The sequence below is a fragment of the Vibrio bathopelagicus genome, assembly GCF_014879975.1.
Lineage (GTDB): Bacteria > Pseudomonadota > Gammaproteobacteria > Enterobacterales > Vibrionaceae > Vibrio > Vibrio bathopelagicus.
In genome coordinates this window covers 630,582-655,655 of sequence record NZ_CP062501.1, presented here as the reverse complement: position 1 = coordinate 655,655, position 25,074 = coordinate 630,582, and the positions used below count along the sequence as shown (strand labels likewise).

Here is a 25,074-nt window from a genome sequence, read left to right as displayed (position 1 = left end):
GATATTATGTAGGACAACGATGATAAATGATAGCGTCTAGCACTAATTAGAACGACATTCTAAATGTGCAATATGTCAATTTGGAAGAGAGATTGTAATCAGTGAGTTCTTTGATGCGCTTAGGTCAATCCGAAACCAACAAATTACACTTTACGTTCAATAACTTAATGAGCATTCACAAGAAGAAATACATTATTAACATTTAATCAATAACGAACGTTTTTGCTATGAATTATGAGACTTCGATATATTGAATTTGGTCTTCTTGCCACTCAATAATTAGTTTGAGTGATACCAGTTTTTCTTTGCGAGGCTTCGGTAATTGTTTGATCGCGTATTCGGTTTTCAATGCCTCACTTTTTGATCTAACATCAAAACTCCAAACCAGCTCAAGTGGGCCTTTGCCTTTAAGGGCTTTTGCACCTTTACCGGTTTGATGTTGTTCAAATCGACGTTCTAAATTGTTCGTTACACCGCAATAAAGGGCATTGTGTCGATTGCGGATCAAGTACACCACCCAACCCGCATTGTTATCTAAGGTAGACATCTAAAGTAGTGATTCAACCATTTCTTTAAGTTCTGCAACTTCCGCCTTTAGGCTCGCGACTTCGGTTTCCAGCTCTTCAAGTCTTCCGCTATTCGCGGTTGGTTGAGAAGCTCCTACAGACGCAGTTGCCAATGACTCAACATCCACTTCACCACTCAGTAAATGTTGGTAACGAGATTCACGTTTACCCGCTTCACGTGGCAGCTTCACCACTAAAGCACCCGCTTCTCTTACAGCTAATTTATCTAGTGTTGCTTCCACTTCCTTAACATCACTGAAATTTGCAAGACGACCTGTTCTTGTGCGCAGTTCGCCAGGTGTTTGTGCGCCGCGAAGAAGCATACAGCAGATGATCGCGCGCTCTTGTTCAGTGAATTGTAAGTCACCAAATTCAGTATTGCAGAAGCGGTGTTGATACTTATTCACGCGGCTATTAAAGCTGCTTTCGTCACTCACTAGACGACGTGCTATTAATCCATCAACGGCATCTAATACTTCAGATTCAGAAAGAGAGAGCACAGGCTCACGGTTACTCTTTTGATTACATGCCGTCGTTAAGCTGTTTAACGTTAACGGATAATGATCAGGAGTGGTGACTTCTTTCTCGATCAAACAACCGATAATTCTCGCTTCAATTAGGGAAAGTACTGTGTTCATCATTTTTCCTTTTTATTATTTTGATTGCTCCGTCTCAACACTGAAGAATGCAGCCAATGATGGCTAGTGCTCAGACAAAATAGGTACTCTTTTCTTTCGGCCTTGTTCATCAATCATTATGATTTTAGAACGGTTTAGCTCTATTTCCACGACTTCAAGGTAAGTACGCTCTTTCACATACGCCTTACGAAGCTTGCTCTGTTCTGCTGAAGATTCGGTAACACTCTCTACCAGATCGTCTGTTTCTAATTGTTGTTGATTCATTTCACATTTCGTATCAATGAAGTATCTATACTGGATACTAACTTGAACTCTTAGATAAAAACAATCGCACTTAAGCGAGAGTGCCGAATAATTATACAACCTTACTTTTGCTTTGATCTAAAGACTGTTACAACACCAACTGATGTGCTTTAATCAGAACCAGACAACGTATTTGACGATTAGGAAAAGGAATCTATGAGCAGCGTATTTGAAATTGTTAACCAAGCACGACGTAAGAACAAACTTAAGCGTGAACTTTTAGACAACGAAAAGAAAGTTCGTGACAACCGTAAGCGTGTCGACCTTCTTGATAACCTACTTGACTACGTCAAGCCAGAAATGACTCATGACGAGATCCTAGGCATTATCAAAAATATGAAAGCTGACTACGAAGACCGTGTTGATGACCACATCATCAAGAGCGCAGAGATTTCTAAAGCTCGCCGTGACATCAGCCGTCGCATTCGTGAACTGACAGAAGAAGATAAGCAAATCCAAGGTAAGAAGTAATCTAACCTCGCGAATTTACTTGTAACAATGTTAGTAACCCACTCTTAGTAGTGGGTTTTTTTATACCCAAATTCTAGCGTCTATACTTAAGCGAACGTAAGACTGAGCATCTGTAAAACTAACTAGGTGAACCTAAGCAATGGAGTGACCTATGTACGCAAGTATTCTGATTACCTTAGCGCTATCAACGACTCAACCCTATCCAGAAGAATTTGAAAGACTGTATACCGAAGAAACAGAAATCACTTACGACGACCTCGTGGTGGACGTTCATGGTTACAAGGTTCCGACTCGTTCAGCATTTCGTGGCTGGATGCTGCTCAACCGCGCAGAAGAGAGAGTAAGAGAGATAGGGCAGCAACTAAAAGATGCGGGCATAACCCAGAGCATGCCCTTACATCTGGTGCTGTTGCAAGGAACGGACTGGGCAATGAGTAACACAACTTTATTTACCCTTCCGGACAAAAAGAATGTATCGAATATGATCAACACCTTGAAATACATTCAACAATACATTGAGCCTGAAATCGGTGTCGTGATTCCTGTATCTGGTGAAAGAACTCAGATTTATAACCAACAAGCTGGCGGTGCACTGCGAAGTAAGCACTTAGAATTTTGTGCCTTAGACCTTGTTCCTGCCAACGGTATTTCTCGAGAAGACCTACACGCTAAACTCAAAAAAGTTCATGCCGAATTTGGACAAAAACATAACGTCGGACTGGGCTTATACGCTGGCGTGCGATTCCATATCGACACTTGTGGCTTTAGACAATGGTAAGAACAAAAGGACACCAAAGAGTCAATTGGACGCCATAAATCAACACGTCTTTTTGACTCAAAACCACGGGGAAATAAACTAAGCCACTGTAAGATAATAATAAATAAAACTGGAACGCTAATTGCTATTAATAACTAATCAGCATAATTATTAATAGGAATACAACATGAAGAACATGACTCAACGCTTCCAGACTCTACTTTCTGTTTCAAACTTCAGTTTAGCAATAACCGCTCTGGTTATGCTCCTCAGCATCATAGTGGCTTATCCTATGGCCGATCATTTTTCACTGCCAATCCAAATTGTTGCGCACATCAGCACAATATTGGTGGCAGCCTTATTAAAGATAAGCTACGTCGGACGCTGTCTTGCTCAATATAATCTTGGGCTAGAAGTTAGATAGGAATAAAACAACAACTAGGGCGTGTTGCTCTTTCGCGGTTAAATTTTGTTCGAGATAAAAGCGTTTGCTGGTCATTCCTACTACGTTATCGGCTTCTCATGTAGGCTAGCTACACATCGAAGCCTCTGCCTTGTATAAGTACCCAGCAACTCGCTGCAAAAATCAGCTCGAAAGATCAACACGCCCTAGTAACAGCACAAGTCAAATTCCACGTACCTCTTTGATGAAGTACGCTCAACGACTTCATCAAAGAGGTGTAAGTTGGCTTATACGATATCTAAGCTACTAAAAAGATCATACAGTTGGTGGGATTTATAAGGTTTAGGCAAGTAAGCATTCATACCAGCTTCAAAGCAATCTTTAATGTCCTCGTCCAACACGCTGGCTGTCAGGGCAATAATCGGTAGCGGCGTAACGCCCTGCTCTGTTTCCCAATCTCGGATAGCTCGAGTCGCGGTAATGCCATCCATGACAGGCATCATGCAGTCCATTAGAATCGCATCAAACTGAGCGCCTTGAGTAATCACATCGACCGCTTCTTGGCCATTGCTGGCAATCAGATATTCATAACCCGCTTTCTCAAGAAAGAAACTCGCTATCTTTTGGTTCATCAAGTTATCTTCGACGATCAATATACGTCGATTTAACGACCGAACCTCTTCCGTTTCAAACTCCTCTTGCTCAACCTCTTCTTCGCCAATGTCGAGCGACAATAGGCTATTTAAAAATCGCTTACCTAAGAAGGGTAAAGTATGCGTGAAATGAACTGGCTCCGTGATCAAGTTGGTCTTAAATAGGTGGTGTTGGCACACGATCACACGAGAAAGAGGATAGAGCTCCTTAAGCGCAGCAAGATCTTTGTCCATAGAGTGGTGTAACGTGTGGCAATAGAATATTAGGTCACTCTCAGTGATACTCGCATCTAGCTCAGAGATGGATGGAACCACCTGCGCTCGAATACTAAAACGGTCACACTCTTTGACCAACTGATCTAAATAGCTGAAAGAATTTGAGACTATCGTTGCATGGCTTAGGTTCTCAAAGGTTTGAACATGGCATTCTATAGTATCGACGTACAAACAAAACGAGAACGTAGACCCCTCGCCTTTCACCGATTGTGCGCTGATATATCCACCCATCAAATCAACAAGCTGGCGACAAATCGCAAGCCCTAAACCTGTGCCTCCAAACTGTCGAGTAATACTGCCATCTTCTTGTGTGAAAGGTTCGAAGATCGATTCTAGTTTCTCTGGTTCAATCCCGATACCGGTGTCAGTCACGGTGCAATCAAGCTTTCCTCGACCTAGTGACATGGGCGTATAAGCAATATCGGTAGTGATTGAGCCTTTAGACGTAAACTTAATCGCATTCGATAATAGGTTAGTAAGCACCTGCCTAACACGATACTCATCAAAGAAGAGTTGTGGTGGAGTTTGTGGGTCAATATTAATATCGAGTTCAATATCTTTGCTCATCGCTTTCGACAAAATCACGCTCACAGAGTCATACACCGCTTCTCTAAGGTCAGCGTTATGTGGCGACAGCATCAAGTTACCCGACTCTATTTTAGAAAGGTCGAGAATGTCATTTAGTAGAACTAACAAGGAGTGGGAAGACGACTCGATATCGCCCAGCACTTCTTGTTGATTAGCACTCAGTTGGCTCTGAGATAATATCTCGGCCATACCGATAATCCCATTGAGCGGCGTACGTATTTCATGGGACATGTTCGCTAGAAAGGCACTTTTGGCTTTATTGGCCGAAATCGCATCTTCTTTGGCTTTTATTAACTCTTTGTTGTGATGATAGTTACGTTCCATCACTCGATTTAGAGTTTCAGTAAATTCAGCGAGCTCATCGTTCCCTTGAATGTGAATCACCTTGGGCTTTCCATAGCTAACTGCACATTCCGACACCCCTTTTAGGATCGATGATAGATTTCGATTTAAGCGCAGAGAGGTGGCGATACTGAGCCATAACAGAGCGCCTGAAGCGACCAGAATTAATAGTGTTATGACCAAGGTTTGTCGTTTTTGTAACGCGATGTTCTTTGTCAGATCAGATTGTAATTGCTTGGTATAAGCACCAATCGCTTGTGAAATAGCACGTTTTTTCAGCTCTAAGTCATTCAAATGTTGATAGATTTCTGGCGATGAAAAGTCACCTTTGAGGATTCGCGATGTAAATTTGTCTTGAAATTCATCTTTGGAGACAGTGTCTAACAATTGTCTAATATTTGAAGAGCGAGTGGCCGAACGAAAAAACGTGTCTAATAACTGCTGTTGTCTTTCCAAAGCACCAACATAGCTCAATAGATATTGACTCTTCAACTCTGGAGAACGATACAAACTGTAGCTTAACCACGCTTCCCTCTGAGTCCAAAACACGTAATGAGTAAGATTGATAAACATCGCATCCGCTTGACCAATATTTTCATCAACTAAAGCCATGCGATATTCAGACAGCTCCATTAAAACGTCTTTTAATAAGTCGAAAGCGCGTTCTGTCAATTGCTTGCTGTCTGTGGTTTCCGGTGTACTAGCAAGACCCATCAACAGCTTTTTCAATTCAGCTAACTGAGGATCAATACTCCAATTACTGTCGAATTGTTGAAGTCGCATTCCATACTGAGTAAGTCTATCCAGTTCTGATTGCAACGTTAAAAGCAGCTGACCTTTCTCAGGGGAGTCATTAGACAGCACCAACCATCGATAAGCACCACTTGAAACCGTATTAAAAGATTGAAGCGCTTCGACCTTAATACGCGTTGTTTCAAGGTGATTCATCTTCTCATTATTCTTAAGCACTTCATTGACTGTGACCCCAAACATAATGAGAACAGAAACCGTGGAAAGAAAAATAAGACGCCATCTAATTGACATATTTATCATTTTTATAACGACTCCCTTCCCGAAAGTAATTTTACCTAGCCCAAGTTAAGGATAGGACATTAACAGAGGTTATTGATCAAATTGGATATGAGCTGACGATACTCTGAGCCCAAAATAGACATTTATATCAACTGACATCGCTTTCGGTACTTTAAGAGTGGGAGGCATTTATTTGAGTAAATGAGATGTAAACCCATGAGGTTTAGGTAAGAGAGGTTTATACAAGTGAAATGAAATAAGACTTATCAAGTTATTATCGGTCGCATAACAAGTGAAAAAGACAGCTTATCGGCTCTACAAGGCAGCAAGTAACAACTCTAGACATTAATAAAGTCGACAATTAGGTGAAATTTGTGAGATCTAATCGTTTGCGTCATGCACTTTTCGCACTCAACCTTAGCTTATACCGAGGTCGAACAGGAAAAACGGTCAATTTGCTTATCTGTTGTTTACCATTTACGTGTAACTTGAGTTAATGATCACATCTTTAATGATCATTATGACCTGTATTACATATTATATTTTGAGTTGAGTATTTTTTGGCGAAAATTAAGTGCTACAGATTATTAAAGTCAATAGCCTTTATTGACGCTAAAACCTTGGTTTATGACTAATATAGAGCCAAGTTTCAGATAATTTACCTGCATTTATTTTTCCTAGCAGAATAACCCGTCGTACCTTACAATCCTGCCACATAAAAATTACAAGTTACACACAAGGCATATCAAGCGCATTTTAAGTGGCATTAAAGACCACCAAAGCTTAGATAGCTCAACTCCCCCATGCTCTCATGGCTACCCTACATTCGCTATGATTGCAGAAATTAACGTGAAAGGTCCCGAGTAAAGATGAGTCCCGAAAAGCACCTCCTAGACTGGCAAACTAGTCAAACTATTGCTGAATCAATCGCTCCTACTTTAGGTCAGTTGTACCGCCAAAAAGGCGTTGAAGTTATCCTGTTCGGTAAAACACTGGTTAACGCGACAACTATCGACATCATCAAAGCTCACCGCATCGCAAAACGTTACACAGGTTCTCCGCTTACAGCAGAACAGACTCAACCAATCATTCAACACCTTCTCTCTATGGACTTGTCTCCATGTCGTATCGATGTTGGTCGCCTTGCTCATACATTCTGGCAAGATCGCGAAGACACAAACGGGTTGGATGATTTCCTACAGACTGCACTTTTAGAATCGCTTGAAGGCGATGCGATGACAGAACCTCGCGATGTTGTCTTGTACGGTTTTGGTCGTATTGGCCGCCTGCTGACTCGTCTATTGATCGAAAAAAGTGGCCCAGGTTACCCACTACGTTTACGTGCAATTGTTGTTCGTGGCGGTAAAGACGGTGACTTAGAAAAACGTGCAAGTTTGCTACGTCGTGACTCAGTTCATGGCCAATTCAACGGCAGCATTGTTGTAGACCAAGAACGTAAAGCGATCATTGTTAATGGTAACTTCATCCAAGTTATCTACGCAAACAAGCCAGCAGAAGTGGATTACACCGCTTACGGTATCGAGAATGCACTTGTAGTTGATAACACAGGTGTGTGGCGTGACGCTGAAGGCCTAAGCCAACACGTTGCGTGTAATGGTGCGAAGAAGGTTCTACTGACTGCGCCAGGTAAAGGTGAGATCAAGAACGTCGTATTTGGTGTGAATCAAAATGACATTAAACCAGAAGATACGATCATCTCTGCTGCAAGCTGTACAACAAACGCAATTACGCCAGTATTAAAAGCGGTTCACGACAAATTTGGTGTCCTGTCGGGTCACATCGAAACGGTTCACTCATTTACCAATGACCAAAACCTGATCGACAACTTCCACTCAGGTGATCGTCGTGGTCGTGCTGCTTCATTGAACATGGTACTGACATCAACTGGTGCTGCAAAAGCAGTATCAAAAGCGATGCCAGAAATGGAAGGTAAGTTAACGGGTAATGCGATTCGCGTGCCGACGCCAAACGTTTCAATGGCGGTAGCAAACCTAAACCTTGAGAAAGGCACAAACAAAGAAGAGTTGAACGAATACCTGCGTGAAATGGCGCTATCTTCGACTTTATCTGCACAGATTGATTACACCGACTCAACTGAGATTGTATCTACAGACTTAGTTGGCTCTCGTCACCCTGGTGTGGTTGACGGTGTTGCAACTATCGCGCAAGACAACCGCGCTGTTCTCTACATTTGGTACGACAACGAATTTGGCTACAGCTGCCAAGTTGTTCACTGTATGGAACAGATGATGGGTGTTCGTTACAAGACATACCCTGAAGTTTAAACGACTTCGATCTTGTAACTAATTCAGCGTAACCAGCTCCACAACATAATAACTATATCTGCGAAGTCTATTATGGGCTTCGCAACCCCTTTTGTTTTGCTCCCCCGTATAAACAATAGGGTTGCCACTTAGGTCTGCTCTCTCTAACGATCTAAGTGGCCTTTTTATATCTGTCACGGGTTATATCCGTCACACGCTATTTCGTCTAAACGCTGTACCTTCCACACATTGCATCTTCCACACGAACGAACCTCGTTCCCATCGTGCTTCATTCTTCTTGTATAAGACGGCTACAACTCAACCTCAACATCTGACTGAATCGTGCTTGAACACGCCAACACGTATCCCTGCTCAATTTCTTCAGTTGTCAGTGTCTCTTGGCTGCTTGATTCCACCGAACCTTTGGTCACTTTGCATTTACACGAACCACAAATACCGCTACGACAAGCAATGATGATGGGAACGCCTGCGCTTTCTAATGAATCCACCAATGGCGTGCCCACGTCAGCTTCCACTTCTTTACCAAATGCAGGAACAAACACCTTAACAGCACCATTTGAATCCGCAGACGCTTCTGCCTGTGATTCTTCTGATGAAGTATTGCTCAGGGTCGCTGGGGTGAAGCTCTCTTGATAGAAGTTATCCATGTTGAACTCAAGTTCTTTCAGATAGCTTTCTATGTCTTGCATAAACCCAACCGGTCCACAAAGATAAACGGTTCTGTCTAAAATATCTGGGCTCAGTTTCACCAACCAATTCTTATCCAATCGGCCTTCAGGCGCGGTTGTTCCTTCATTATCTTTCAGCAACAGTTTTAGGTTGAAATTAGCGTGTGTTTCGTCGAGCTGATGAAGTTCTTGAAAGTAGATTGTCTCGAGCTTATTACGTGCCATATGAACGAAATCTATTTCCATCTCGCTATCTTGAGACAACCAATATTTCACCATCGCCATGACCGGTGTGATCCCACAGCCCGCACTGACTAATGTCACTTTTTTACTAGTAGTAGGCATACAATCAATGCAGTTAAAGCCACCAGCCGGTTTTAAAACAACAACCTCATCACCTTCATCAAGCTCGTCGACAATAAAGTTAGAAACCAACCCACCTTCCACACGCTTTACTGTCAGCTTTATGCGGTTGTCTTCAGGGCAAGAGGCTACAGAGTATGCGCGGTAATCGGTTTTTGTCGGCATATCCAAACCCAGCGTAATGAACTGGCCGGGCTTAAAGTTGAAATGTAGGTCTTGTGGAATACTGCCAAGCTCAAAGCTGACCGTATCTGGCGTCTCGTGCCATTTCTTTAAACACACTAAATTGATTGAATCGCTATCCGACCATGCATACATAGTTCACACACCTTGCTGATGACTAAAGATTAAAATCTAAAAAGCCCCGACGTTACCAACTCTAAAAGAACAGCAACAAAGGGGCTTAGGAGTGGGCTTAAATTAAGCCGCTAAGATTGTTTTAAGATCTTGTTCTGGCGTTGAGATAGAACGCATGTCGAACTCGTCTTGCATAATCTTAAGTAGGTTCTCAGTTAGGAACGCAGGTGCTGTTGGGCCTGTGTAAATACCTTTCACACCTAGAGCAAACAGAGTAAGCAGGATAACGATCGCTTTTTGCTCGAACCAAGATAGAACCAGCGTTAACGGAAGTTCGTTGATGCCACAATCAAACTCTTGAGACAGTGCGATAGCAAGCTGAATCGCAGAGTAAGCATCGTTACATTGGCCAACATCTAGCAGACGTGGGATACCGTTAATATCGCCAAATTGGTTCTTATTGAAACGGAATTTACCACATGCAAGAGTCAGGATAACTGAATCTTCTGGCGCTTGAGCTGTGAAGTCTGTGTAGTAGCTACGCTCAGATTTGTCACCGTCACAGCCACCGACTAGGAAGAAGTGTTTGATGTTGCCTTCTTTCACTTGCTCAATAACCGCAGGTGCCGCTTCCATCAGTGCGTTACGACCAAAGCCAACAGTGATCATTTGCTCGATCTCGTCGTGTTTGAAGCCTTCTTGCGCTAGTGCACAATCGATTACTGCGCTGAAATCGTCACCTTCAAGGTGATCAACGCCCGGCCAGCCCACGATGCTGCGTGTAAATAGACGGTCTGCGTAAGAACCTACATCTGGGTTAAGCAGGCAGTTAGACGTCATTACAATTGCGCCAGGGAAGTTAGCGAATTCTTTCTGTTGGTTCTGCCAAGCGCTACCGTAGTTACCCGCAAGGTGTGGGTACTTGTTTAACTCAGGGTAACCGTGTGCAGGTAACATCTCACCGTTAGTGTAAACATTGATGCCCTTGCCTTCGGTTTGTTGAAGGATCTTTTCTAGATCATGCAAGTCGTGGCCAGAAACAAGGATACAGTGACCTTGCTTAGTCTTCACATTGACCGTTGTTGGTTGCGGGTGACCGAATGTATCTGTCTCGCCTTTGTCTAGCATTTCCATTACTTTGTAGTTCATCAAGCCAATCTGCATTGATGTATCAAGTAACTGTTTTAGATCTGATGGGTCTGTACCTAGAAACGCCATGATTTCATGGTATTCAGCGAAAATAGCGTTATCAGTTTGACCAAGAACACGAGCGTGCTCCATGTAAGCTGCAGCGCCTTTTAGACCGTATAGGCAAAGAAGACGAAGGCCAATCACATCTTCATGTTGAGAATCGTGACCACGGTTAACCGCGGCTTGTGGTGCAAGTGCCAATAGCTCTGAAGAATCAGTTGGAAGATCGAACTGCGCTGCTGCAGAAAGCGTTGGGATTTCAAAGCCAATCAAAGTCGCTGCTGCGCGAACTTGTTGCTCTAAACGCTGTTTGAATTCGTGAGATTGTTGTCCAAATTCGATGATACGAGCAGGGTCGAAGTTAACGTTGGTGAGAGTTGCGAAAAACGCTTTTGGCGCCCACTCATCAATTTCAGTATCAATAACATCGCAAGTGCGACCTAAATTTGCCCAAAAAGAGACACCTTGAAGAGAATGCACCAACACGTCTTGAAGGTCAGATACTTCTGACGTTTTGCCACACATGCCTTGTGCGAAAGAACAGCCTTTTACGGTTGGGGTTTGAATTGTTTGTTCACATTGAATACAGAACATATAAGGGGCTCCAGTAATTTTTTATTAGCTGTAAGTACTTTGCTTACAGTGACTTATTCCAAACCCTATAGAGCATCAAGCGTGCCAACTTTTAAGCTGTTGATTTTTATAAACTTAAATAAACTCCATGTTTTTAGTGCGTGAATATGACTACATATAAACTCTCAATCCACACACGCCTGTGTCATAGTGACTCTCTGATATTTATTAACGGTGTTCATGTTTCGTTCAGAATAGAAGCGATATAGTGACAACATAGAAAAAGAGGAATGAATATGAAAAATATATTAGTTACGATTGTTGCGTTGTTTACTGGCCTATTGGCGTTATTCACGAGCTTGATTCTTGCTATTCCTTTAGCTATTGCAGCTTTAATCACTGGCAAGCGCATTCAGAATCAAATGAAAAAACAGGGTTTCGCAGCTCACATGAACACACGTCAATCATCTACCAGTGATGCCGGTGTTATTGAAGGTGAATACGAAGACCTTTCAAGCAAAAAATAACCTAAACTTTAGTTTCAGACCTAGTGAACGCACAACAGAGACAACATTACATAATGCAAAGAAAGCTCCTCCTAGCACTGCTGGCCATAACGACTTTAAGTCTCGTTGGTTGCTCCAACGAGACCATTGCACCCGCTTACGAAACTTCTCCAGATTTGCCTAGCTATCAGCAAGACAGCTTTGACGCCTACGTGAACGACACTCAAGATTGGTTACTGAAAAACCGTGTGTTCATGACCAAAGACAAGCAGCTAGAGATTCAACTCAATTCACCTACCGAATATCAACCTGCGACACCGAACGGTAAGGCAGTTCTACTGGTTCATGGATTGGGGGATTCACCCTACTCATTTAAAGACATCGCGACACATTTAGCAGAACAAGGTTACCTAGTGAGAACGGTGTTACTACCCGGTCACGGCAGTCGTGTTGGTGACTTAATGCAGCCAAACTTAGAAGATTGGCAGGGTGTGGTGGCTCACCACACTAAGTTACTAGAACAAGAATATGATTCGGTGTGGCTTGGCGGTTATTCAACAGGTGCGAACCTCGTGACTTCACAGGCGATGAACGATCCTAAGATCTCTGGATTACTTCTGTTCTCTCCTGCGTTCCAACCGAGTTCGTCTGCAGTTCAATATGCAGGGCTAGCAAGCTACTTTGTTACGTGGGCGGATCAAGATCCTGAAGACAATGTACTTCGCTACAACTCACTACCAATGAATGGCGCCTCGGTTTACTACGAGACATCAGAAGTGGTTCGCGAAGACTTACAAGATCAACACTTCGATAAGCCGGTGTTTATTATGATGAGTGAAGGCGACAGTGTCATTGACACCAACTTCGTGCAACAAGCGTTTACTGAGTCTATGCCAAACCCAAACAATGTGTTGGTTTGGCAAGGGGAAGCCACACTTGACGATCCTCGCGCGGTTCAATACAGCATGAAGATCCCAGAGCAACGAATCTCGAATGGCTCTCACATGGGCTTGTTGTTCTCGCCAAGCAATCCGTATTACGGAATCAATGGTAGCGAGAAGATATGCTCTAATGGTCAGGCTGAAGGCTTTGAAGCCGAGTGTAACGCGACAAGTGAAGTTTGGTACTCGGCGTGGGGATATCGTGAAGAAGGTAAAAACCATGCGCGCTTGACCTACAATCCATATTTTTCCGACTCGATGAAAAAGCTCGATACTGTACTGAATTCGGAAGGTTAAAAAGCCGCTTCGACGAAAAACAAAAAAGGCTCACTAGATAACGTCTAGTGAGCCTTTTTAGTGGATATCGTTTCTTACCAGTATATGGACTGCCGCTATATCGTCCACACCACACGAACGGCAAGCAGGATTAAAACCACACCTGACAATCGATCGATCAACTGCGCTTTTGCTCGAATGCGCTCTACGATAAGCGGGCTAGAGAGCACCAAAGTAATAAAGGTATACCAAAGGCCATCAACAATCAGTGGCGTTGAGACAATGATCACTCGATTACTAAGTTCATTACCTAAAGCCACAAATTGGCTAAATAGAGCGATAAAGAACAGCGCGATCTTAGGGCTCAAGATAGAGATCAAAAAGGCCTCGCGAGCAGACTGCATGTAGCTCATCTGTTCACCCGCTTCCAATTTCGCAGCAACCCCACCTTTTGAGCGTAACGCATTCACTCCAAGGTAAAGTAGATATGCTGCACCCGCCAAACTGATCCCTTTAAATATCATTGGCGATTGCTCAAGTAACACCGCTAAACCGACAATAGTTGCGAACGCGTAAATACCTATGCCAGCCGCATGTGACCAAGCCGCGATAAGCCCGTTCATACGACCACCAGCCAAACTATGCTTAGCGATCATCGCCAAGCTTGGGCCCGGAGACATTGCACCCAACAAGCAAATAGCTAATAAAGAAAACCAAATTGTTACTGTCATTATTCCATTCCTAATAAAACCATGCGTTCCGAGTGAACGCCTTGTACTTGCTGCTTACAATAATTCGCTATAGGTATTATTTGAAATCAAAGATTATCATCATGCCTATGATTTTAAGTCATACCAATATTGTAACTCGACTTCTGCATCGCTTGGAATGCTTTCTCTCGCGCCCATTTGTGAGCAGAATCGTTGTCATACTTAGGGTGCCACATTAACCAATAGGTGTGCATCTCCGTTTCAAATGGCAAAGAAAAGTAGGTCGTTTCAAGGTGTCTACCTAAGTTATAGGCGATATGTTCAGGAACGATCATCAGATAATCGTCTTGCATTAACACGGTACCAGCGGATGAAAAGAACGGAACCTGCAAAGCAACTCTGCGCTTATGCCCCAACTTCTTTAACGCAATATCCGAATAACTGTCTTTGTCTCCCCCACCTGTCACTTTGATGTGTGAGTAACTGACGATATCTTCTGTACTCAAAGTCGATTGCAGAGCTAATGGATGAGATTTGCGCATCAAACACACCGACTTATCTTCGCCAAGTCTGGTACTAGAAACATGTTCTGGTTTCTTAGGGAAAATACTCGAAGCCAAGTGAATACCTGACTCGTTCAGAGCTTCAAGGTAGTTTGGCTGCCACAAACGATACGCTAAATTGATATTCGGCGCTTCGGCAGACACCTCTGCAACAATCACTGGCAGAATATACTGAGCCACATAGTCACTCGAAGACAACACCAACTCACCTTGCCAATCTTTCGGTTCGAACGGCTTATCATCTAATAGGTGGTCAAACTCCCCAAGCAAGTCATCGAGCTTGTCTGTAAGCTGCAGAGCACGATTGGTAGGTACCAGTTTGTTGCCATCGCGAACCAACAGAGGATCGCCACACAAGTCTCGTAGTTGACTGAGCTGGCGACTGACAGCCGATTGCGTGATATGAAGGCGCTGTGCTGCGCGGCTTACATGGCATTCTTCAAGAAGCACATGCAGCGAGCGCAGCAGATTTAAATTAATATTCCCTAGCAAAATTTAAGCTCCTACCAAAACTTAGGCTTCTAGCGAGGTTGAAGCTCTTAGCCAAATTGACGCCCCTAGCGAAATTGATCGCTCCTAACATGAACGACCTGATGAATTTTGTTTGTTAAAAAACTCAGTCAATACTGTATGAGTCACTAGGTGGCGCAGATCTGGATAGCTTTGCAGTTGATCGCGAACTTGGTTTAAATGCTCCATGCTTTCCACTTCAACGTACAACATCATATCTGTCTCACCGCTGATAGAGTGACACCATTGCACACCATCAATGCTCTGGATTCGTTTCGCATAAGACTCACAGCTATGGTCGCTGCTCGACATGTCGAACTTCAACAAGATGTAAGCGCACACATTCTTCGTTTGGTTAGGCTCCGCCACTTGAGCGCAATAACCCGTAATCACTTTGTCGCTTTCCAGTTTCTTGATTCTGGCATTCACCGCCGAGCGCGAAAGGCTGACATCTCGGGCGATATCGCTCACTGAGCAACGTGCATTGGTTTTGAGAATATCCAAAATCTGGCGATCAAATTTATCCATGCTTCTGATTCTTTCCACTTATTGTTCTATTTATAGTACCTAATTTGACACAACTTCCCTGCTTATAACAGTCGACGTTTATAACAGCCGACACTTTCACGTTTAATCAGATTAATACCGTTAAATTGGCGGCGTCTTAAGACGTTTCGCTAGCTGTATTATTGATGTCGACAATGTATGCTTTCAGTCTCAGTCTCAGTCTCAGTCTCAGTCTCGCAAGACGGCACGATAAAACCGACAGCACAGCCAATAGCTAGGAGAGCGAATGTCACAACTCAAACAAGAAATCACGCTAATGTCCGGAATTGGACAACTCTCTACGACCTTGCTTGGTACTGGGCTCTTTATGATTCCCGCTATTGCGGCTGGTATCGCAGGGCAGTTGTCATTACTCGCGTGGTTAATCCTGTTTATCGCTATTTGCCCGATCGCCCTAACCTTTGCTGCATTGGGAAAACGCTACCCGAATGCAGGCGGCACTGCCTATTTTGTGCGCCAAGCGTTCAGCGAGCGATTAGAAACGAGCGTTGCTTGGTTGTTTGTTAGTGTTATTCCTGTCGGCATTCCCGCTGCGATTGCATTAGCAGGCGGCTTTGCTCAACAGCTGTTACCGGCACCACTCGACACACCTCTGGGTGCTCAGTCCTTTACCGTAGCTCTGCTTATTGCCGTCAATCTGATGGGCAGTAAGTCTTCTGGCCGACTGCAAACCGTGATTGCTTTGTCTATCTTTGCCTTAGTTAGCGCTTTTGTTTGGAAAGCAGACATCACGGTAGCAGATGTCGCGATTCCCGCTATTTCATCCGATTCAATGTGGTCTATTGGTGCTGCACTGGCAGTCATGTTTTGGTGCTTTGTCGGAATAGAAGCCTTTGCTCACATGGGAGAGGAATTTAAAAATCCACAGCGTGACTTCCCAATCGCCATCATTGCAGGGTGTTTCGTCGCAGGCTTGGTGTACTGGGCTTGTTCGGTGGTTATAATCAAGCTAGGGGCTTATGGTTCACCAGAATTTGATGCTGCCTCTATCCCGTGGGTGACAGAGCAACTGTTTGGCAATGGCTTTAAAACCGTCATCAGTGTGCTTGGCTTCTTCGCTTGTTTTGCTAGCCTAAATCTTTATACCCAAAGCTTATCTCGCATGATTTGGGCTCAGGCTCGCCAACACACTCCGACAAGTAAAATGGCGCAACTTAATAGCCGTGGCGTACCACTTTATCCAACCTTGGCTATTGGCTTTATTGCGCTTATCTCGTGTGTAATCGGCGAGCTGTCTAATTTGGATCTCGAATTCTTTCTTAAACTCGCCAATGGTATTTTTGTTTTGGTTTATCTACTGGCGATGTTAGCAGCCTGCCGATTACTGACTGGCGCATCTAGATACACAGCCATGATCTCATTGGTCATCTGTACCCTGGTGTTCATCTGCCTAAGTTTGTCAATGCTCTATGCTGTGACTGTGTTTGTGACATTGTCACTCCCTTGGCGAAAATGGTTAGGTAAACCCACCGTCTCTATCGACAAATTGTAAGCCAGACCATAAACATTATTGATAGAAAAGCCGAGCGATCTGTTTGATCTTCGGCTTTATGTCAACCAATCGGATATTGCCAAAGCCGAGTATCACGCCATTCCAATCGCGAATATTGGTTGATCCATACTCGTAGAAATCAAAAGGCCTGATTACGATATTTTCCAGCTCAGCCCGTCGGCTCCACTCGTGTTCAGATATCCCTTGGTACCACTTCACCGTCACATGTAATCCTGCGGCTTGGCTTATCACTTCAAGATCACCGTTAAACTCACTTTCAATGGCGTCAATCATCGCTTCATATTTGAGTTTGTATGAACGACGCATCTTTCTGATATGTCGCAGCAAGTCGCCTTCATGGACGAAATCAGCCAGCGCTTCTTGTGTATGGGACGCCGTGTCTCCGGTGAGCGCGTCTTTAATCTCGAGACACCTTGCGACCAAATGTTCAGGCACGACCAAGTATCCCAAGCGTAAGCCGTTAAACATGACTTTACTCAGTGAGCCGACATAGATAATTCGGTCGTCAAAACCTAGCTTGCCCGCCAATCCTTGCATGCTGGTATAAGGGCGATGAGCAAACTGAAACTCACTGTCGTAGTCATCCTCAATGATCCAAGACTGATGTTTGTTGGCCCAATCAATCAGTTTCAGGCGTTGCTCAGTGTTGAGTGTTGTCCCCATTGGATATTGATTACTTGGAGTCACATACAAAGCTTTGGCATCACTTGCGAGAATTTTTCCAATATCCAGCCCCACTTTTTCACGCACACTAACACCATCAAGATCGAGCTTTAACATATCGACAATTTTATGGACCTGTCGATAACCAGGTTCCTCCATGAGAATTTGGTCACCCATCACCAACGTGGCCATTAAGCCAATTGAGATCGCTTGCTGCGCGCCTGCCGTGATGATGATTCTGTCTGCATGACACAGAACTGAACGGCTACTCGCGAGGTAACCACTTAGTGCTTCTCTCAAGGCAAAACTGCCTTGAACGTCTTGATTACCCGCGATGTTCTGACGCGTTCCGTGTCGCTGCAGCAACCTTTGCCACTTAGCAAAAGGGAATGCATCCAGATCGGGGACACCCGGAGCAAAACTTCGGTTGATATCATTGAGGGTCACTCGCGCGCTACTTAGTGTATCAACCTCTGCGCTCAAATCATGTGAACTCTGAATACTGCTCGATTGAGATAAACTCAAGAAATGCTCTGGCTGCTCAACCGACACATAAAAGCCTGAACCTTTCTTACTCTCGATATAGCCTTCGGTGACCAGTTGCTCATACGCGTAAATCACTGTATTTCGGCTTACTGACAATTCCACAGCCAACTTGCGTGTTGAGGGTAACTTACTGCCTTTACTCCATAAATCTTGGACAATCTTTTCTCTTATCGCATGAAACAAAGCGGTTTGACGCGTGTCGTGTTGATCGTCTAACTGTAGGTCACCGACATCAATAGGCTGCATAACTGGATCCAAATAGTGTTTTAAAGTGGCTCTATTTAATAGACCAGTTAATCGCTACATTGACCAAAAGGCAATGATTAAGGAGCGATTATGTTATCTAACACGAAAAGAACCACGATTAAGAAAGGGGCTCACAAGGCCGAATTTGAACCAGAAAAACTGCATCAAATCATTGATGAAAGCTTGATCGCACACATTGCACTAGAAGGTGAGCAAGGCCCGATGGTTATCCCAATGCTCGCATGGCGAGTGGATGACATGGTCTATATCCATGGCGCTAAAAACAGTCGTCTTCTGAAAGGCTTAAAAAAGGGAAACCCTACCTGCCTAACATTTACTTTATTTGATGGATGGGTGTTAGCACGTTCTGCTTTTCATCATAGTGCTCATTACCGTTCAGCAGTGGTATTTGGGTCTTTCTCTGTAATTGATGATAACCAAGAAAAAGATCGCTTATTGAACATCTTCATTGAGCAAATCGCACCGGGCAGAACCGATGAAGTCAGGCTCAGTAATGAGAAGGAGCTCACCGCGACCGAGTTATTAGCAATACCGTTAACGGAAGCGTCTGTAAAAATTGGTAAGCATGGTGTGAATGATGATAAGGCCGACATGGATACCCCTGTTTGGGCTGGCGTATTACCTTATCGCACCGTTGTTGGGCCATTAGAGACAGTTCCAGAACAAGAAGGCCTTGTCGATAAGCCGGACTATCAAGCAGCCTATGGCGAACGTTGGTATCAGAATTAGTATTCTATAATGGTCAACGCGATAAAATTGTATACAATCTGACGTATCAAAAATTTAACATAGTCAGAAAATGCAAAAGAATAAGGACATTCTCCCTCTTCAAGGCTTGCTCAATGGTATTGGGCAAGTCTATTTCACGTCATCTGTCGTGACTTCCCTTCTGCTATTGCTCGCTATTTCAATTGACTCTCTGCCACTGGCTTTTCTTACCTTATTCGGTGCGAGTTGCAGCTACAGTTTTGCCCTGTATACCAATAAACCGTCTCAAGATATTGATAATGGTATGTATGGGTTAAATGGCGCGCTGATTGCTTTATTCATCGGAAGTTTTTTTGATGTGAATGCGTGGCTGATTTCAGTCGTCGCTCTCGGTTCGCTGATTACCGTACCCATCGCCAAGATTGTGTTTAGCTTTAAAAAGTATCGCGGTTACACAAGTGCCTTTATTGTCACCTCTTGGTTTATCTACATGTTTCAATCAGGCTTGAACCTCCCTTTTTTCAGCCCCTCAAACACTACGCTGCAGTCGACAGCGTTTTTAGCATTCAACGATTGGTTGAACCTACCAAGCATTGCCATAACGTTGTTAAAAGGCATCAGCCAAGTCAGCTTCATCAACAATGAGTTATCGGGGTTGGTTATCTTGGCTGCGATTGCATTTAACAATATCAAACATGCGTTATGGGTCGTGCTTGCGGTGATTGTCAGCACGGCTTTCAGCTATTTAATCGGTGTCTCCGACGAACTGATCCAACAAGGCCTGTATGGCTACAATGCTGTACTTGCGACCTTAGCGCTTGTGCTTTACCAACGTATCCCTTGGCCGCTCATTATCCTATCTATGTTACTAAGCTGCTTGGTCACTTTGGGCTTTCACAAGTTGCAGCTCGTTCCCCTTACCGCACCATTCATTTTAAGCACGTGGGGCATGGTTTATTTTGCCAGCCTGCTTAGAAAGAAAGGGGCGGCCAATACAAGATCGACTCCAGCTAAATAATCATGCTTATGGTCATATTTATAGTTAACGACTTGATTTACTGGCAATGAAGCTAACTATCTAACTGAAAGCGCTCTGTATATTGCTTGGGCGTCAAACCTCGATGCTTTTTGAACATACGATTGAAGCTCGCCACGTTGGTATAACCTAAACGTTTTGCTACCTCTTCAATGGGCAATGAATACCTCAACAACTCAACCGCTATATTGCTGAGTACGTAGCCAGTGATGGTTGAAAAGTTAACGCCTAGGTCGTGTAACCGACGCTGAAACTGCTGCTCAGACAAACCCAATAAACTGGATACCTTACTTAAGGTGGGCAAGCCAAAGTGACGGCTATAATTGATCATTTCATAGGTGACTTTATGGTCATCGGCGGCATCAGGCATATTCAGATAGTTATCCAAATCATGAAAATTCATAGCCAGACTCATTTTGCTGACCGACGGAGATTGATTGGTTGAAAGCCTTAACTTACTTGGCAACCACACCTCGGTTCTCGGTTTGTCCCACTGGATATTGCAACCAAAGTACTCCTGATAAAGTGCAACATTTTCTCGACGCCCTGCAATTGTCACTGCTGCTGGCTTAAAGTCCTCGCCTAGGTAACAACGCAATATCTTCATCATGAAGATAGCGACTCGAACCGAATCATGAACCTTCCCCGCCTCCGAGTAAGATGGGTTGTGATAGCACCACTTGATAAGGTTCCCCACTTGAGCCCCATACAAGTAAGCACCCGACTGTAAGCAATGTAGACCGGTGTTCACTCGGCGGATCGTCGAGGCCAAATCGTGTCCTGAGAAAATCCAATTCGATAACGGACCAAGCTTTTCAATTTCTACACGGTCAGCAAGCTTTAATATGATGTCAGGATCGTTGGTTTGTTGCTCAAGGCCCACAAACCAACGGTCTACTTCACGTACGGGAATGAGGTTCATCGGGTTCTTGAATACCGAGTTTGGAATACCCAATTGTTCGGCATCAACACCATCGTAAGCAACTGCGTACTGGTATATTCCCCAAATACCTAATGCTCTTAGGAAGTTAGAATTATTCATATGAGCGTCTTTCCTTACACCACAAATACTAATCACGTCATTTAATATCGATTATTAACGTAATCTGTGAAATTACAACCTGTAAATTTGCATTCCATCACACTCGGCGTTCAAATTTTACTTAGGGTTGATCAATGAGTTTACTAAGTGTCCCATTTGTTGGAACAGGCGCAGACACCGCATTACACGTTGTAGCAGGTGTTGTGTTGGTCGCAACAATCGCAGCAGCATGTTACGGCTTTTGGCGTGTTCATGAATTACCAATCAATAAAGCTCACAGTAAAGAGCATCACCAGCTCGGTTTAATCACCGCTTTAACGTGGATTGGCTTCATATGGCACTGGGTGTGGGTACTCGCAGTAATCGTATCGTTTGTTGATATGGAAAAAGCCATTATCAACCTTAGGGATACATGGCGTGCGCCAAGCAACACCAGCACAGATAGTACGAGTAATAATAATGCGAATACTGTCGGCGACGTAAACAGCACCCAATCGGTTGATAATAAGGAGAACCCAGCATGTTAGAAGGTTTGGCTGTATGGGCACTCTTTATTTATTTGCTGCGCTTAGTGGGCATGCCGTGGAACAAAGGTACTAAGGCGTTTGCTTACTTAGGTGGTACGTCTTGGTTACTGTTCGTCTGGGTTGGATTGGTCAACTTTACCCCAATGGATCTGTCTGGCGGGTCGGTTGTACAGTCTCCGCATATTCAGCTGCGTCCAGACTCAACATCGGTCACCGGCAAAACCACCAAGGTTTACATCAGTCCAAACCAAGATGTGACGAAAGGTGAGCTAATCTACGAGATTGATGACACCAAATATGTCATCGCGAGAGATAAAGCGAGCGTTCAACTTGAATCTGCTCACGTTGCCTTAGATACCGCTCGCCAAGAAGTCAACATCGCAAAGGTCAGCCATCAGTCTGCGCTTGAAGACATCAAAGCGTCTATCGCACAAATTGAATCAGCAAAAACAGACTTAGTCCTTCAATCGAAGACACTCTCTCGTTACCAGAGACAAAACAGTGTTGTTGAGCATACGATTACAGAGTCAGACATTGATCAACAAACTGCAGCAGTAGATTTAGCGACTCATAATGTCACGACGTTAGAATCTCAACTGAGTAAGAAAGAAGTTGATGCCGAGAACGCAAAGTTAAACATTCACAAAGCAGAAACAAACGTCAGTAAAAAGCAAACTGAAGTCGACTCTGCAAAGGCAACATTAGCCCAAGCGCAATGGGACCTTAACAGCACCAAAGTCACCGCCCCAACAGATGGCTTTGTGACTAACTTTATTCTTCGTGAAGGGCAACGAGTCTCAATGATGCCTCGTATCCAGATGTATACAGAAGAGAAGTACGTGCTAATGCGGGTTAATCACCAAGCAATTCGTAACGTAAAAGTGGGCCAGCCTGCTGAGTTTGCAACACCTGTTTATCCAGGAAAGGTTTTCTCTGCAACCGTCGAAGGTATTGTCGAAGCGACAGGTGAGGCACAAGCCAGTTTGCTTGGTATTGATGAACAGGTTCGCGTCACAACCGGACGGAACCTTCAAAACAAACACCACTTCGTGAGACTGAAGATCGAAGAAACAGAAGGCTATGATATCCCCGTAGGCTCTGTTGGACTGGCATGGGTGAGCGGCGAAAAACCAATCAGCTTTATGGCATTCTTAGATGTTATCCGTGGAATCATTATCAGAATGAAGTCGCAACTCTACTTCTTCTATTCGATATAACACGACTTCAATAAATTAAAACCAATCGTAAGCCCACATAGACCGATGTCATGCGGGCTTTTTGTTTTAGTGCTTGCCTTAGTTTTAGTCTCTGTTTTAGTTTTAGTTTTAGTATCAAACTGGCTTCTTGTCTTTATCGCTTACTTACAACATTACAACATTACAACATTACAACATTACAACATTACAACATTACAACATTACAACATTACAACACTTGAAAATACTCAAATTTCCTTACTGACAAAATGTAAAATTGGTTGCAGAGCATCAACAATTCGCAAAATGCATTTTCATAATGCAAAAACACCATTCAAATACGCACCAAATTGCTGTAAAACAGCCCAATTCGCAGGTTTAAAAGTTGGCACGCTATCTGCAATGTATATATTGACCCTTCTTAAGCCGAGGGTCACCTAGCCAACTGACGTTGTTAGTGAACCTTTCTTGTTCACGATATATATAGGCCAATTGCGAATATTGCGATTGGCCATTTTTTTGCCTGCAATTTAAGAAACATCGTCCATCTAATATACAGACACCCATTCACGATCATAATCGCTAGGATTCATAGTGAAGCTAAGTCCTGACTCATCATCAACGCCATAGAAAACGTTTTCTAATTATTTTTAAAAAATAAATACAAAAAGTAACCTCATGTTTTAAATGTCTATTTTCAACAAAGCTGTCTTAATGGCGGACTTATTGACAAAACTAGCATTGACTATGTGATTTATATCACCATAATGCGCACGTTTGCCTGCAATACGGCGACCGTTAATTTTAATTTTGATCATTTGCGGAGGTAAAAAATGGCTGCTGATAATAACTACAGTCTAGGGCCGGTTCCTACATCGGCTAGGAAAGGAGTTGCTTCACTCACCATGGTAATGCTTGGACTCACTTTCTTCTCTGCAAGTATGTGGACCGGTGGTTCACTCGGGACAGGTCTTTCATTCAACGATTTCTTCCTCGCCGTTCTCATCGGTAACCTAATCCTCGGTATTTACACTTCTTTTCTTGGCTACATCGGCGCATCTACTGGCCTCTCTACTCACCTCCTTGCTCGTTTCTCTTTCGGTACTAAAGGCTCATGGCTTCCCTCTGCTCTACTTGGTGGTACACAAGTCGGTTGGTTTGGTGTAGGCGTTGCCATGTTTGCGATTCCGGTACAGAAAGCCACGGGCATTGATACCAACACCTTAATTGTTGTATCAGGCTTGTTGATGACCGGTACGGTGTACTTCGGTATTAAAGCGCTAATGGTACTCTCAGCTATTGCTGTTCCTGCAATTGCAATTCTGGGTGGTTACTCTGTACTGACTGCGGTAGACAGTGTTGGCGGGCTAGAACAGTTACAACTCATCGAGCCAGAAACACCAATGGACTTCTCAATGGCGCTTGCCATGGTTGTCGGTTCGTTCGTTAGTGCGGGTACGTTGACTGCCGATTTCGTCCGCTTTGGTAAAAAGCCAGCGAGCGCAGTGTTAATTACAATGGTCGCATTCTTCATCGGTAACTCACTGATGTTTATCTTTGGCGCGGCAGGTGCAGCAGCGACGGGTCTCTCTGACATTTCAGATGTGATGATTGCGCAAGGACTACTTCTTCCTGCCATCATCGTTCTAGGCTTGAACATCTGGACAACCAATGAAAACGCACTTTATGCGTCAGGTCTTGGTTTATCCAACATCACTGGTCGCTCAAGTACTACAATGTCTATCATTAACGGTATCGTAGGTACGATTTTCGCGCTTTGGTTGTACAACAACTTCGTCGGCTGGTTAACCTTCCTTTCGTTGGCAATTCCACCAATTGGTGGCGTAATCATCGCCGATTTCTTTGCGAACCGTAAACGTTACAAAGATTTTGCAAAAGCAGAGTTCCAAACCGTTAACTGGGCTGGCATTATCGCGGTAGCAACAGGCGTAGCCGCTGGTCACTTCCTTCCTGGCATCGTTCCTTTGAACGCCGTGTTTGGTGGTGCGATCAGTTACCTCGTGCTTAACCCTCTATTGAATAAAAACGCTCTGAAATCTCAGGCCGCTTAAGGAC

23 protein-coding genes are annotated in these 25,074 nt (G+C 43.8%); 12 read left to right on the top strand and 11 right to left on the bottom strand.

Annotation, left to right across the window (positions count from 1 at the left end):
* Window positions 1–232: 232 nt before the first annotated feature.
* The 3 genes from IHV80_RS19270 to IHV80_RS19260 form a co-directional block, all read right to left on the bottom strand.
* The gene (locus tag IHV80_RS19270; RefSeq protein WP_192891909.1) at window positions 233–547 is read right to left on the bottom strand and encodes a GIY-YIG nuclease family protein; all 315 of its coding nucleotides are present in this window, start codon (window positions 545–547) and stop codon (window positions 233–235) included.
* The gene (locus tag IHV80_RS19265; RefSeq protein ID WP_192892176.1) at window positions 548–1,204 is read right to left on the bottom strand and encodes a YceH family protein; all 657 of its coding nucleotides are present in this window, start codon (window positions 1,202–1,204) and stop codon (window positions 548–550) included.
* 63 nt (window positions 1,205–1,267) lie between these two features.
* Complete coding sequence (locus IHV80_RS19260; protein ID WP_192891908.1) at window positions 1,268–1,468, bottom strand: hypothetical protein; 201 nt, start codon at window positions 1,466–1,468, stop codon at window positions 1,268–1,270.
* Between the two features lie 195 nt (window positions 1,469–1,663).
* On the opposite strand from IHV80_RS19260, the gene IHV80_RS19255 reads away from it, so the two are divergent.
* From IHV80_RS19255 to IHV80_RS19245, 3 genes are all read left to right on the top strand, one after another.
* Entirely contained in the window at window positions 1,664–1,978 is a 315-nt protein-coding gene (locus IHV80_RS19255; protein ID WP_017105326.1) for a DUF496 family protein, read from the top strand.
* 151 nt (window positions 1,979–2,129) lie between these two features.
* The gene (locus tag IHV80_RS19250) at window positions 2,130–2,756 is read left to right on the top strand and encodes a D-Ala-D-Ala carboxypeptidase family metallohydrolase (protein ID WP_192891907.1); all 627 of its coding nucleotides are present in this window, start codon (window positions 2,130–2,132) and stop codon (window positions 2,754–2,756) included.
* Window positions 2,757–2,922: 166 nt separating this feature from the next.
* Window positions 2,923–3,159, top strand: a complete 237-nt coding sequence (locus IHV80_RS19245; RefSeq protein WP_102434211.1) for an SMP domain-containing protein — start codon at window positions 2,923–2,925, stop codon at window positions 3,157–3,159.
* Window positions 3,160–3,425: 266 nt separating this feature from the next.
* On the opposite strand, the gene IHV80_RS19240 is transcribed toward IHV80_RS19245, so the two are convergent.
* Entirely contained in the window at window positions 3,426–5,990 is a 2,565-nt protein-coding gene (locus tag IHV80_RS19240; RefSeq protein WP_192892175.1) for an ATP-binding protein, read from the bottom strand.
* Window positions 5,991–6,898: 908 nt separating this feature from the next.
* Here IHV80_RS19240 and IHV80_RS19235 point away from each other — a divergent pair.
* On the top strand, window positions 6,899–8,335 hold the full coding sequence (locus IHV80_RS19235; protein ID WP_192891906.1) for a glyceraldehyde-3-phosphate dehydrogenase: 1,437 nt from the start codon (window positions 6,899–6,901) through the stop codon (window positions 8,333–8,335).
* 290 nt (window positions 8,336–8,625) lie between these two features.
* Here IHV80_RS19235 and IHV80_RS19230 read toward each other — a convergent pair whose 3' ends face one another.
* Together IHV80_RS19230 and hcp are read right to left on the bottom strand one after the other, a co-directional pair.
* Entirely contained in the window at window positions 8,626–9,684 is a 1,059-nt protein-coding gene (locus IHV80_RS19230; protein ID WP_192891905.1) for a hybrid-cluster NAD(P)-dependent oxidoreductase, read from the bottom strand.
* Window positions 9,685–9,786: 102 nt separating this feature from the next.
* On the bottom strand, window positions 9,787–11,448 hold the full coding sequence (gene hcp, locus IHV80_RS19225) for a hydroxylamine reductase (protein ID WP_192891904.1): 1,662 nt from the start codon (window positions 11,446–11,448) through the stop codon (window positions 9,787–9,789).
* 275 nt (window positions 11,449–11,723) lie between these two features.
* On the opposite strand from hcp, the gene IHV80_RS19220 reads away from it, so the two are divergent.
* Both IHV80_RS19220 and IHV80_RS19215 read left to right on the top strand, forming a co-directional pair.
* Entirely contained in the window at window positions 11,724–11,954 is a 231-nt protein-coding gene (locus IHV80_RS19220) for a hypothetical protein (RefSeq protein ID WP_004730036.1), read from the top strand.
* A 53-nt stretch (window positions 11,955–12,007) separates the two neighbouring features.
* Window positions 12,008–13,171: an alpha/beta hydrolase gene (locus IHV80_RS19215; protein ID WP_192891903.1), complete on the top strand. Its 1,164-nt coding sequence runs from the start codon at window positions 12,008–12,010 to the stop codon at window positions 13,169–13,171.
* Window positions 13,172–13,266: 95 nt separating this feature from the next.
* On the opposite strand, the gene IHV80_RS19210 is transcribed toward IHV80_RS19215, so the two are convergent.
* The 3 genes from IHV80_RS19210 to IHV80_RS19200 form a co-directional block, all read right to left on the bottom strand.
* Entirely contained in the window at window positions 13,267–13,881 is a 615-nt protein-coding gene (locus IHV80_RS19210; RefSeq protein ID WP_192891902.1) for a LysE family translocator, read from the bottom strand.
* A 113-nt stretch (window positions 13,882–13,994) separates the two neighbouring features.
* Window positions 13,995–14,915, bottom strand: coding sequence for a LysR family transcriptional regulator (locus IHV80_RS19205; protein ID WP_192891901.1), 921 nt, complete (start codon window positions 14,913–14,915; stop codon window positions 13,995–13,997).
* Window positions 14,916–14,999: 84 nt separating this feature from the next.
* Window positions 15,000–15,461 (bottom strand): Lrp/AsnC family transcriptional regulator, encoded by a 462-nt coding sequence (locus IHV80_RS19200; protein WP_192891900.1) that lies wholly within the window; start codon window positions 15,459–15,461, stop codon window positions 15,000–15,002.
* Between the two features lie 265 nt (window positions 15,462–15,726).
* On the opposite strand from IHV80_RS19200, the gene yjeH reads away from it, so the two are divergent.
* Entirely contained in the window at window positions 15,727–16,992 is a 1,266-nt protein-coding gene (yjeH, locus tag IHV80_RS19195; RefSeq protein WP_192891899.1) for an L-methionine/branched-chain amino acid transporter, read from the top strand.
* A 15-nt stretch (window positions 16,993–17,007) separates the two neighbouring features.
* Here the strand turns inward: yjeH and pdxR are convergent, their stop codons facing one another.
* Window positions 17,008–18,468, bottom strand: a complete 1,461-nt coding sequence (pdxR, locus tag IHV80_RS19190; RefSeq protein ID WP_192891898.1) for a MocR-like pyridoxine biosynthesis transcription factor PdxR — start codon at window positions 18,466–18,468, stop codon at window positions 17,008–17,010.
* 90 nt (window positions 18,469–18,558) lie between these two features.
* On the opposite strand from pdxR, the gene IHV80_RS19185 reads away from it, so the two are divergent.
* Window positions 18,559–19,218 carry a pyridoxamine 5'-phosphate oxidase family protein gene (locus IHV80_RS19185; RefSeq protein WP_192891897.1) on the top strand — a complete coding sequence of 220 codons (660 nt, stop codon included), beginning with the start codon at window positions 18,559–18,561 and terminating at the stop codon, window positions 19,216–19,218.
* A gap of 70 nt (window positions 19,219–19,288) precedes the next feature.
* Window positions 19,289–20,215: an urea transporter gene (locus tag IHV80_RS19180; RefSeq protein WP_192891896.1), complete on the top strand. Its 927-nt coding sequence runs from the start codon at window positions 19,289–19,291 to the stop codon at window positions 20,213–20,215.
* A gap of 52 nt (window positions 20,216–20,267) precedes the next feature.
* Here the strand turns inward: IHV80_RS19180 and IHV80_RS19175 are convergent, their stop codons facing one another.
* Window positions 20,268–21,275, bottom strand: coding sequence for an AraC family transcriptional regulator (locus IHV80_RS19175; protein WP_192891895.1), 1,008 nt, complete (start codon window positions 21,273–21,275; stop codon window positions 20,268–20,270).
* Between the two features lie 134 nt (window positions 21,276–21,409).
* On the opposite strand from IHV80_RS19175, the gene IHV80_RS19170 reads away from it, so the two are divergent.
* From IHV80_RS19170 to codB, 3 genes are all read left to right on the top strand, one after another.
* Window positions 21,410–21,802: an MFS transporter gene (locus IHV80_RS19170; RefSeq protein WP_192891894.1), complete on the top strand. Its 393-nt coding sequence runs from the start codon at window positions 21,410–21,412 to the stop codon at window positions 21,800–21,802.
* Window positions 21,796–23,019 (top strand): HlyD family secretion protein, encoded by a 1,224-nt coding sequence (locus IHV80_RS19165; RefSeq protein ID WP_192891893.1) that lies wholly within the window; start codon window positions 21,796–21,798, stop codon window positions 23,017–23,019. Before IHV80_RS19170 ends, IHV80_RS19165 begins: the two co-directional genes overlap by 7 nt.
* 812 nt (window positions 23,020–23,831) lie before the next feature.
* The gene (codB, locus tag IHV80_RS19160; RefSeq protein ID WP_192891892.1) at window positions 23,832–25,070 is read left to right on the top strand and encodes a cytosine permease; all 1,239 of its coding nucleotides are present in this window, start codon (window positions 23,832–23,834) and stop codon (window positions 25,068–25,070) included.
* Window positions 25,071–25,074 lie beyond the last annotated feature (4 nt).

Bases quoted from the DNA above. Each gene is read 5' to 3' on its own strand.
- IHV80_RS19270 (WP_192891909.1), bottom strand. From the start codon at position 547: ATGTCTACCTTAGATAACAATGCGGGTTGGGTGGTGTACTTGATCCGC.
- IHV80_RS19265 (WP_192892176.1), bottom strand. From the start codon at position 1,204: ATGAACACAGTACTTTCCCTAATTGAAGCGAGAATTATCGGTTGTTTG.
- IHV80_RS19260 (WP_192891908.1), bottom strand. From the start codon at position 1,468: ATGAATCAACAACAATTAGAAACAGACGATCTGGTAGAGAGTGTTACC.
- IHV80_RS19255 (WP_017105326.1), top strand. From the start codon at position 1,664: ATGAGCAGCGTATTTGAAATTGTTAACCAAGCACGACGTAAGAACAAA.
- IHV80_RS19250 (WP_192891907.1), top strand. From the start codon at position 2,130: ATGTACGCAAGTATTCTGATTACCTTAGCGCTATCAACGACTCAACCC.
- IHV80_RS19245 (WP_102434211.1), top strand. From the start codon at position 2,923: ATGAAGAACATGACTCAACGCTTCCAGACTCTACTTTCTGTTTCAAAC.
- IHV80_RS19240 (WP_192892175.1), bottom strand. From the start codon at position 5,990: ATGTTTGGGGTCACAGTCAATGAAGTGCTTAAGAATAATGAGAAGATG.
- IHV80_RS19235 (WP_192891906.1), top strand. From the start codon at position 6,899: ATGAGTCCCGAAAAGCACCTCCTAGACTGGCAAACTAGTCAAACTATT.
- IHV80_RS19230 (WP_192891905.1), bottom strand. From the start codon at position 9,684: ATGTATGCATGGTCGGATAGCGATTCAATCAATTTAGTGTGTTTAAAG.
- hcp (WP_192891904.1), bottom strand. From the start codon at position 11,448: ATGTTCTGTATTCAATGTGAACAAACAATTCAAACCCCAACCGTAAAA.
- IHV80_RS19220 (WP_004730036.1), top strand. From the start codon at position 11,724: ATGAAAAATATATTAGTTACGATTGTTGCGTTGTTTACTGGCCTATTG.
- IHV80_RS19215 (WP_192891903.1), top strand. From the start codon at position 12,008: ATGCAAAGAAAGCTCCTCCTAGCACTGCTGGCCATAACGACTTTAAGT.
- IHV80_RS19210 (WP_192891902.1), bottom strand. From the start codon at position 13,881: ATGACAGTAACAATTTGGTTTTCTTTATTAGCTATTTGCTTGTTGGGT.
- IHV80_RS19200 (WP_192891900.1), bottom strand. From the start codon at position 15,461: ATGGATAAATTTGATCGCCAGATTTTGGATATTCTCAAAACCAATGCA.
- yjeH (WP_192891899.1), top strand. From the start codon at position 15,727: ATGTCACAACTCAAACAAGAAATCACGCTAATGTCCGGAATTGGACAA.
- pdxR (WP_192891898.1), bottom strand. From the start codon at position 18,468: ATGCAGCCTATTGATGTCGGTGACCTACAGTTAGACGATCAACACGAC.
- IHV80_RS19185 (WP_192891897.1), top strand. From the start codon at position 18,559: ATGTTATCTAACACGAAAAGAACCACGATTAAGAAAGGGGCTCACAAG.
- IHV80_RS19180 (WP_192891896.1), top strand. From the start codon at position 19,289: ATGCAAAAGAATAAGGACATTCTCCCTCTTCAAGGCTTGCTCAATGGT.
- IHV80_RS19175 (WP_192891895.1), bottom strand. From the start codon at position 21,275: ATGAATAATTCTAACTTCCTAAGAGCATTAGGTATTTGGGGAATATAC.
- IHV80_RS19170 (WP_192891894.1), top strand. From the start codon at position 21,410: ATGAGTTTACTAAGTGTCCCATTTGTTGGAACAGGCGCAGACACCGCA.
- IHV80_RS19165 (WP_192891893.1), top strand. From the start codon at position 21,796: ATGTTAGAAGGTTTGGCTGTATGGGCACTCTTTATTTATTTGCTGCGC.
- codB (WP_192891892.1), top strand. From the start codon at position 23,832: ATGGCTGCTGATAATAACTACAGTCTAGGGCCGGTTCCTACATCGGCT.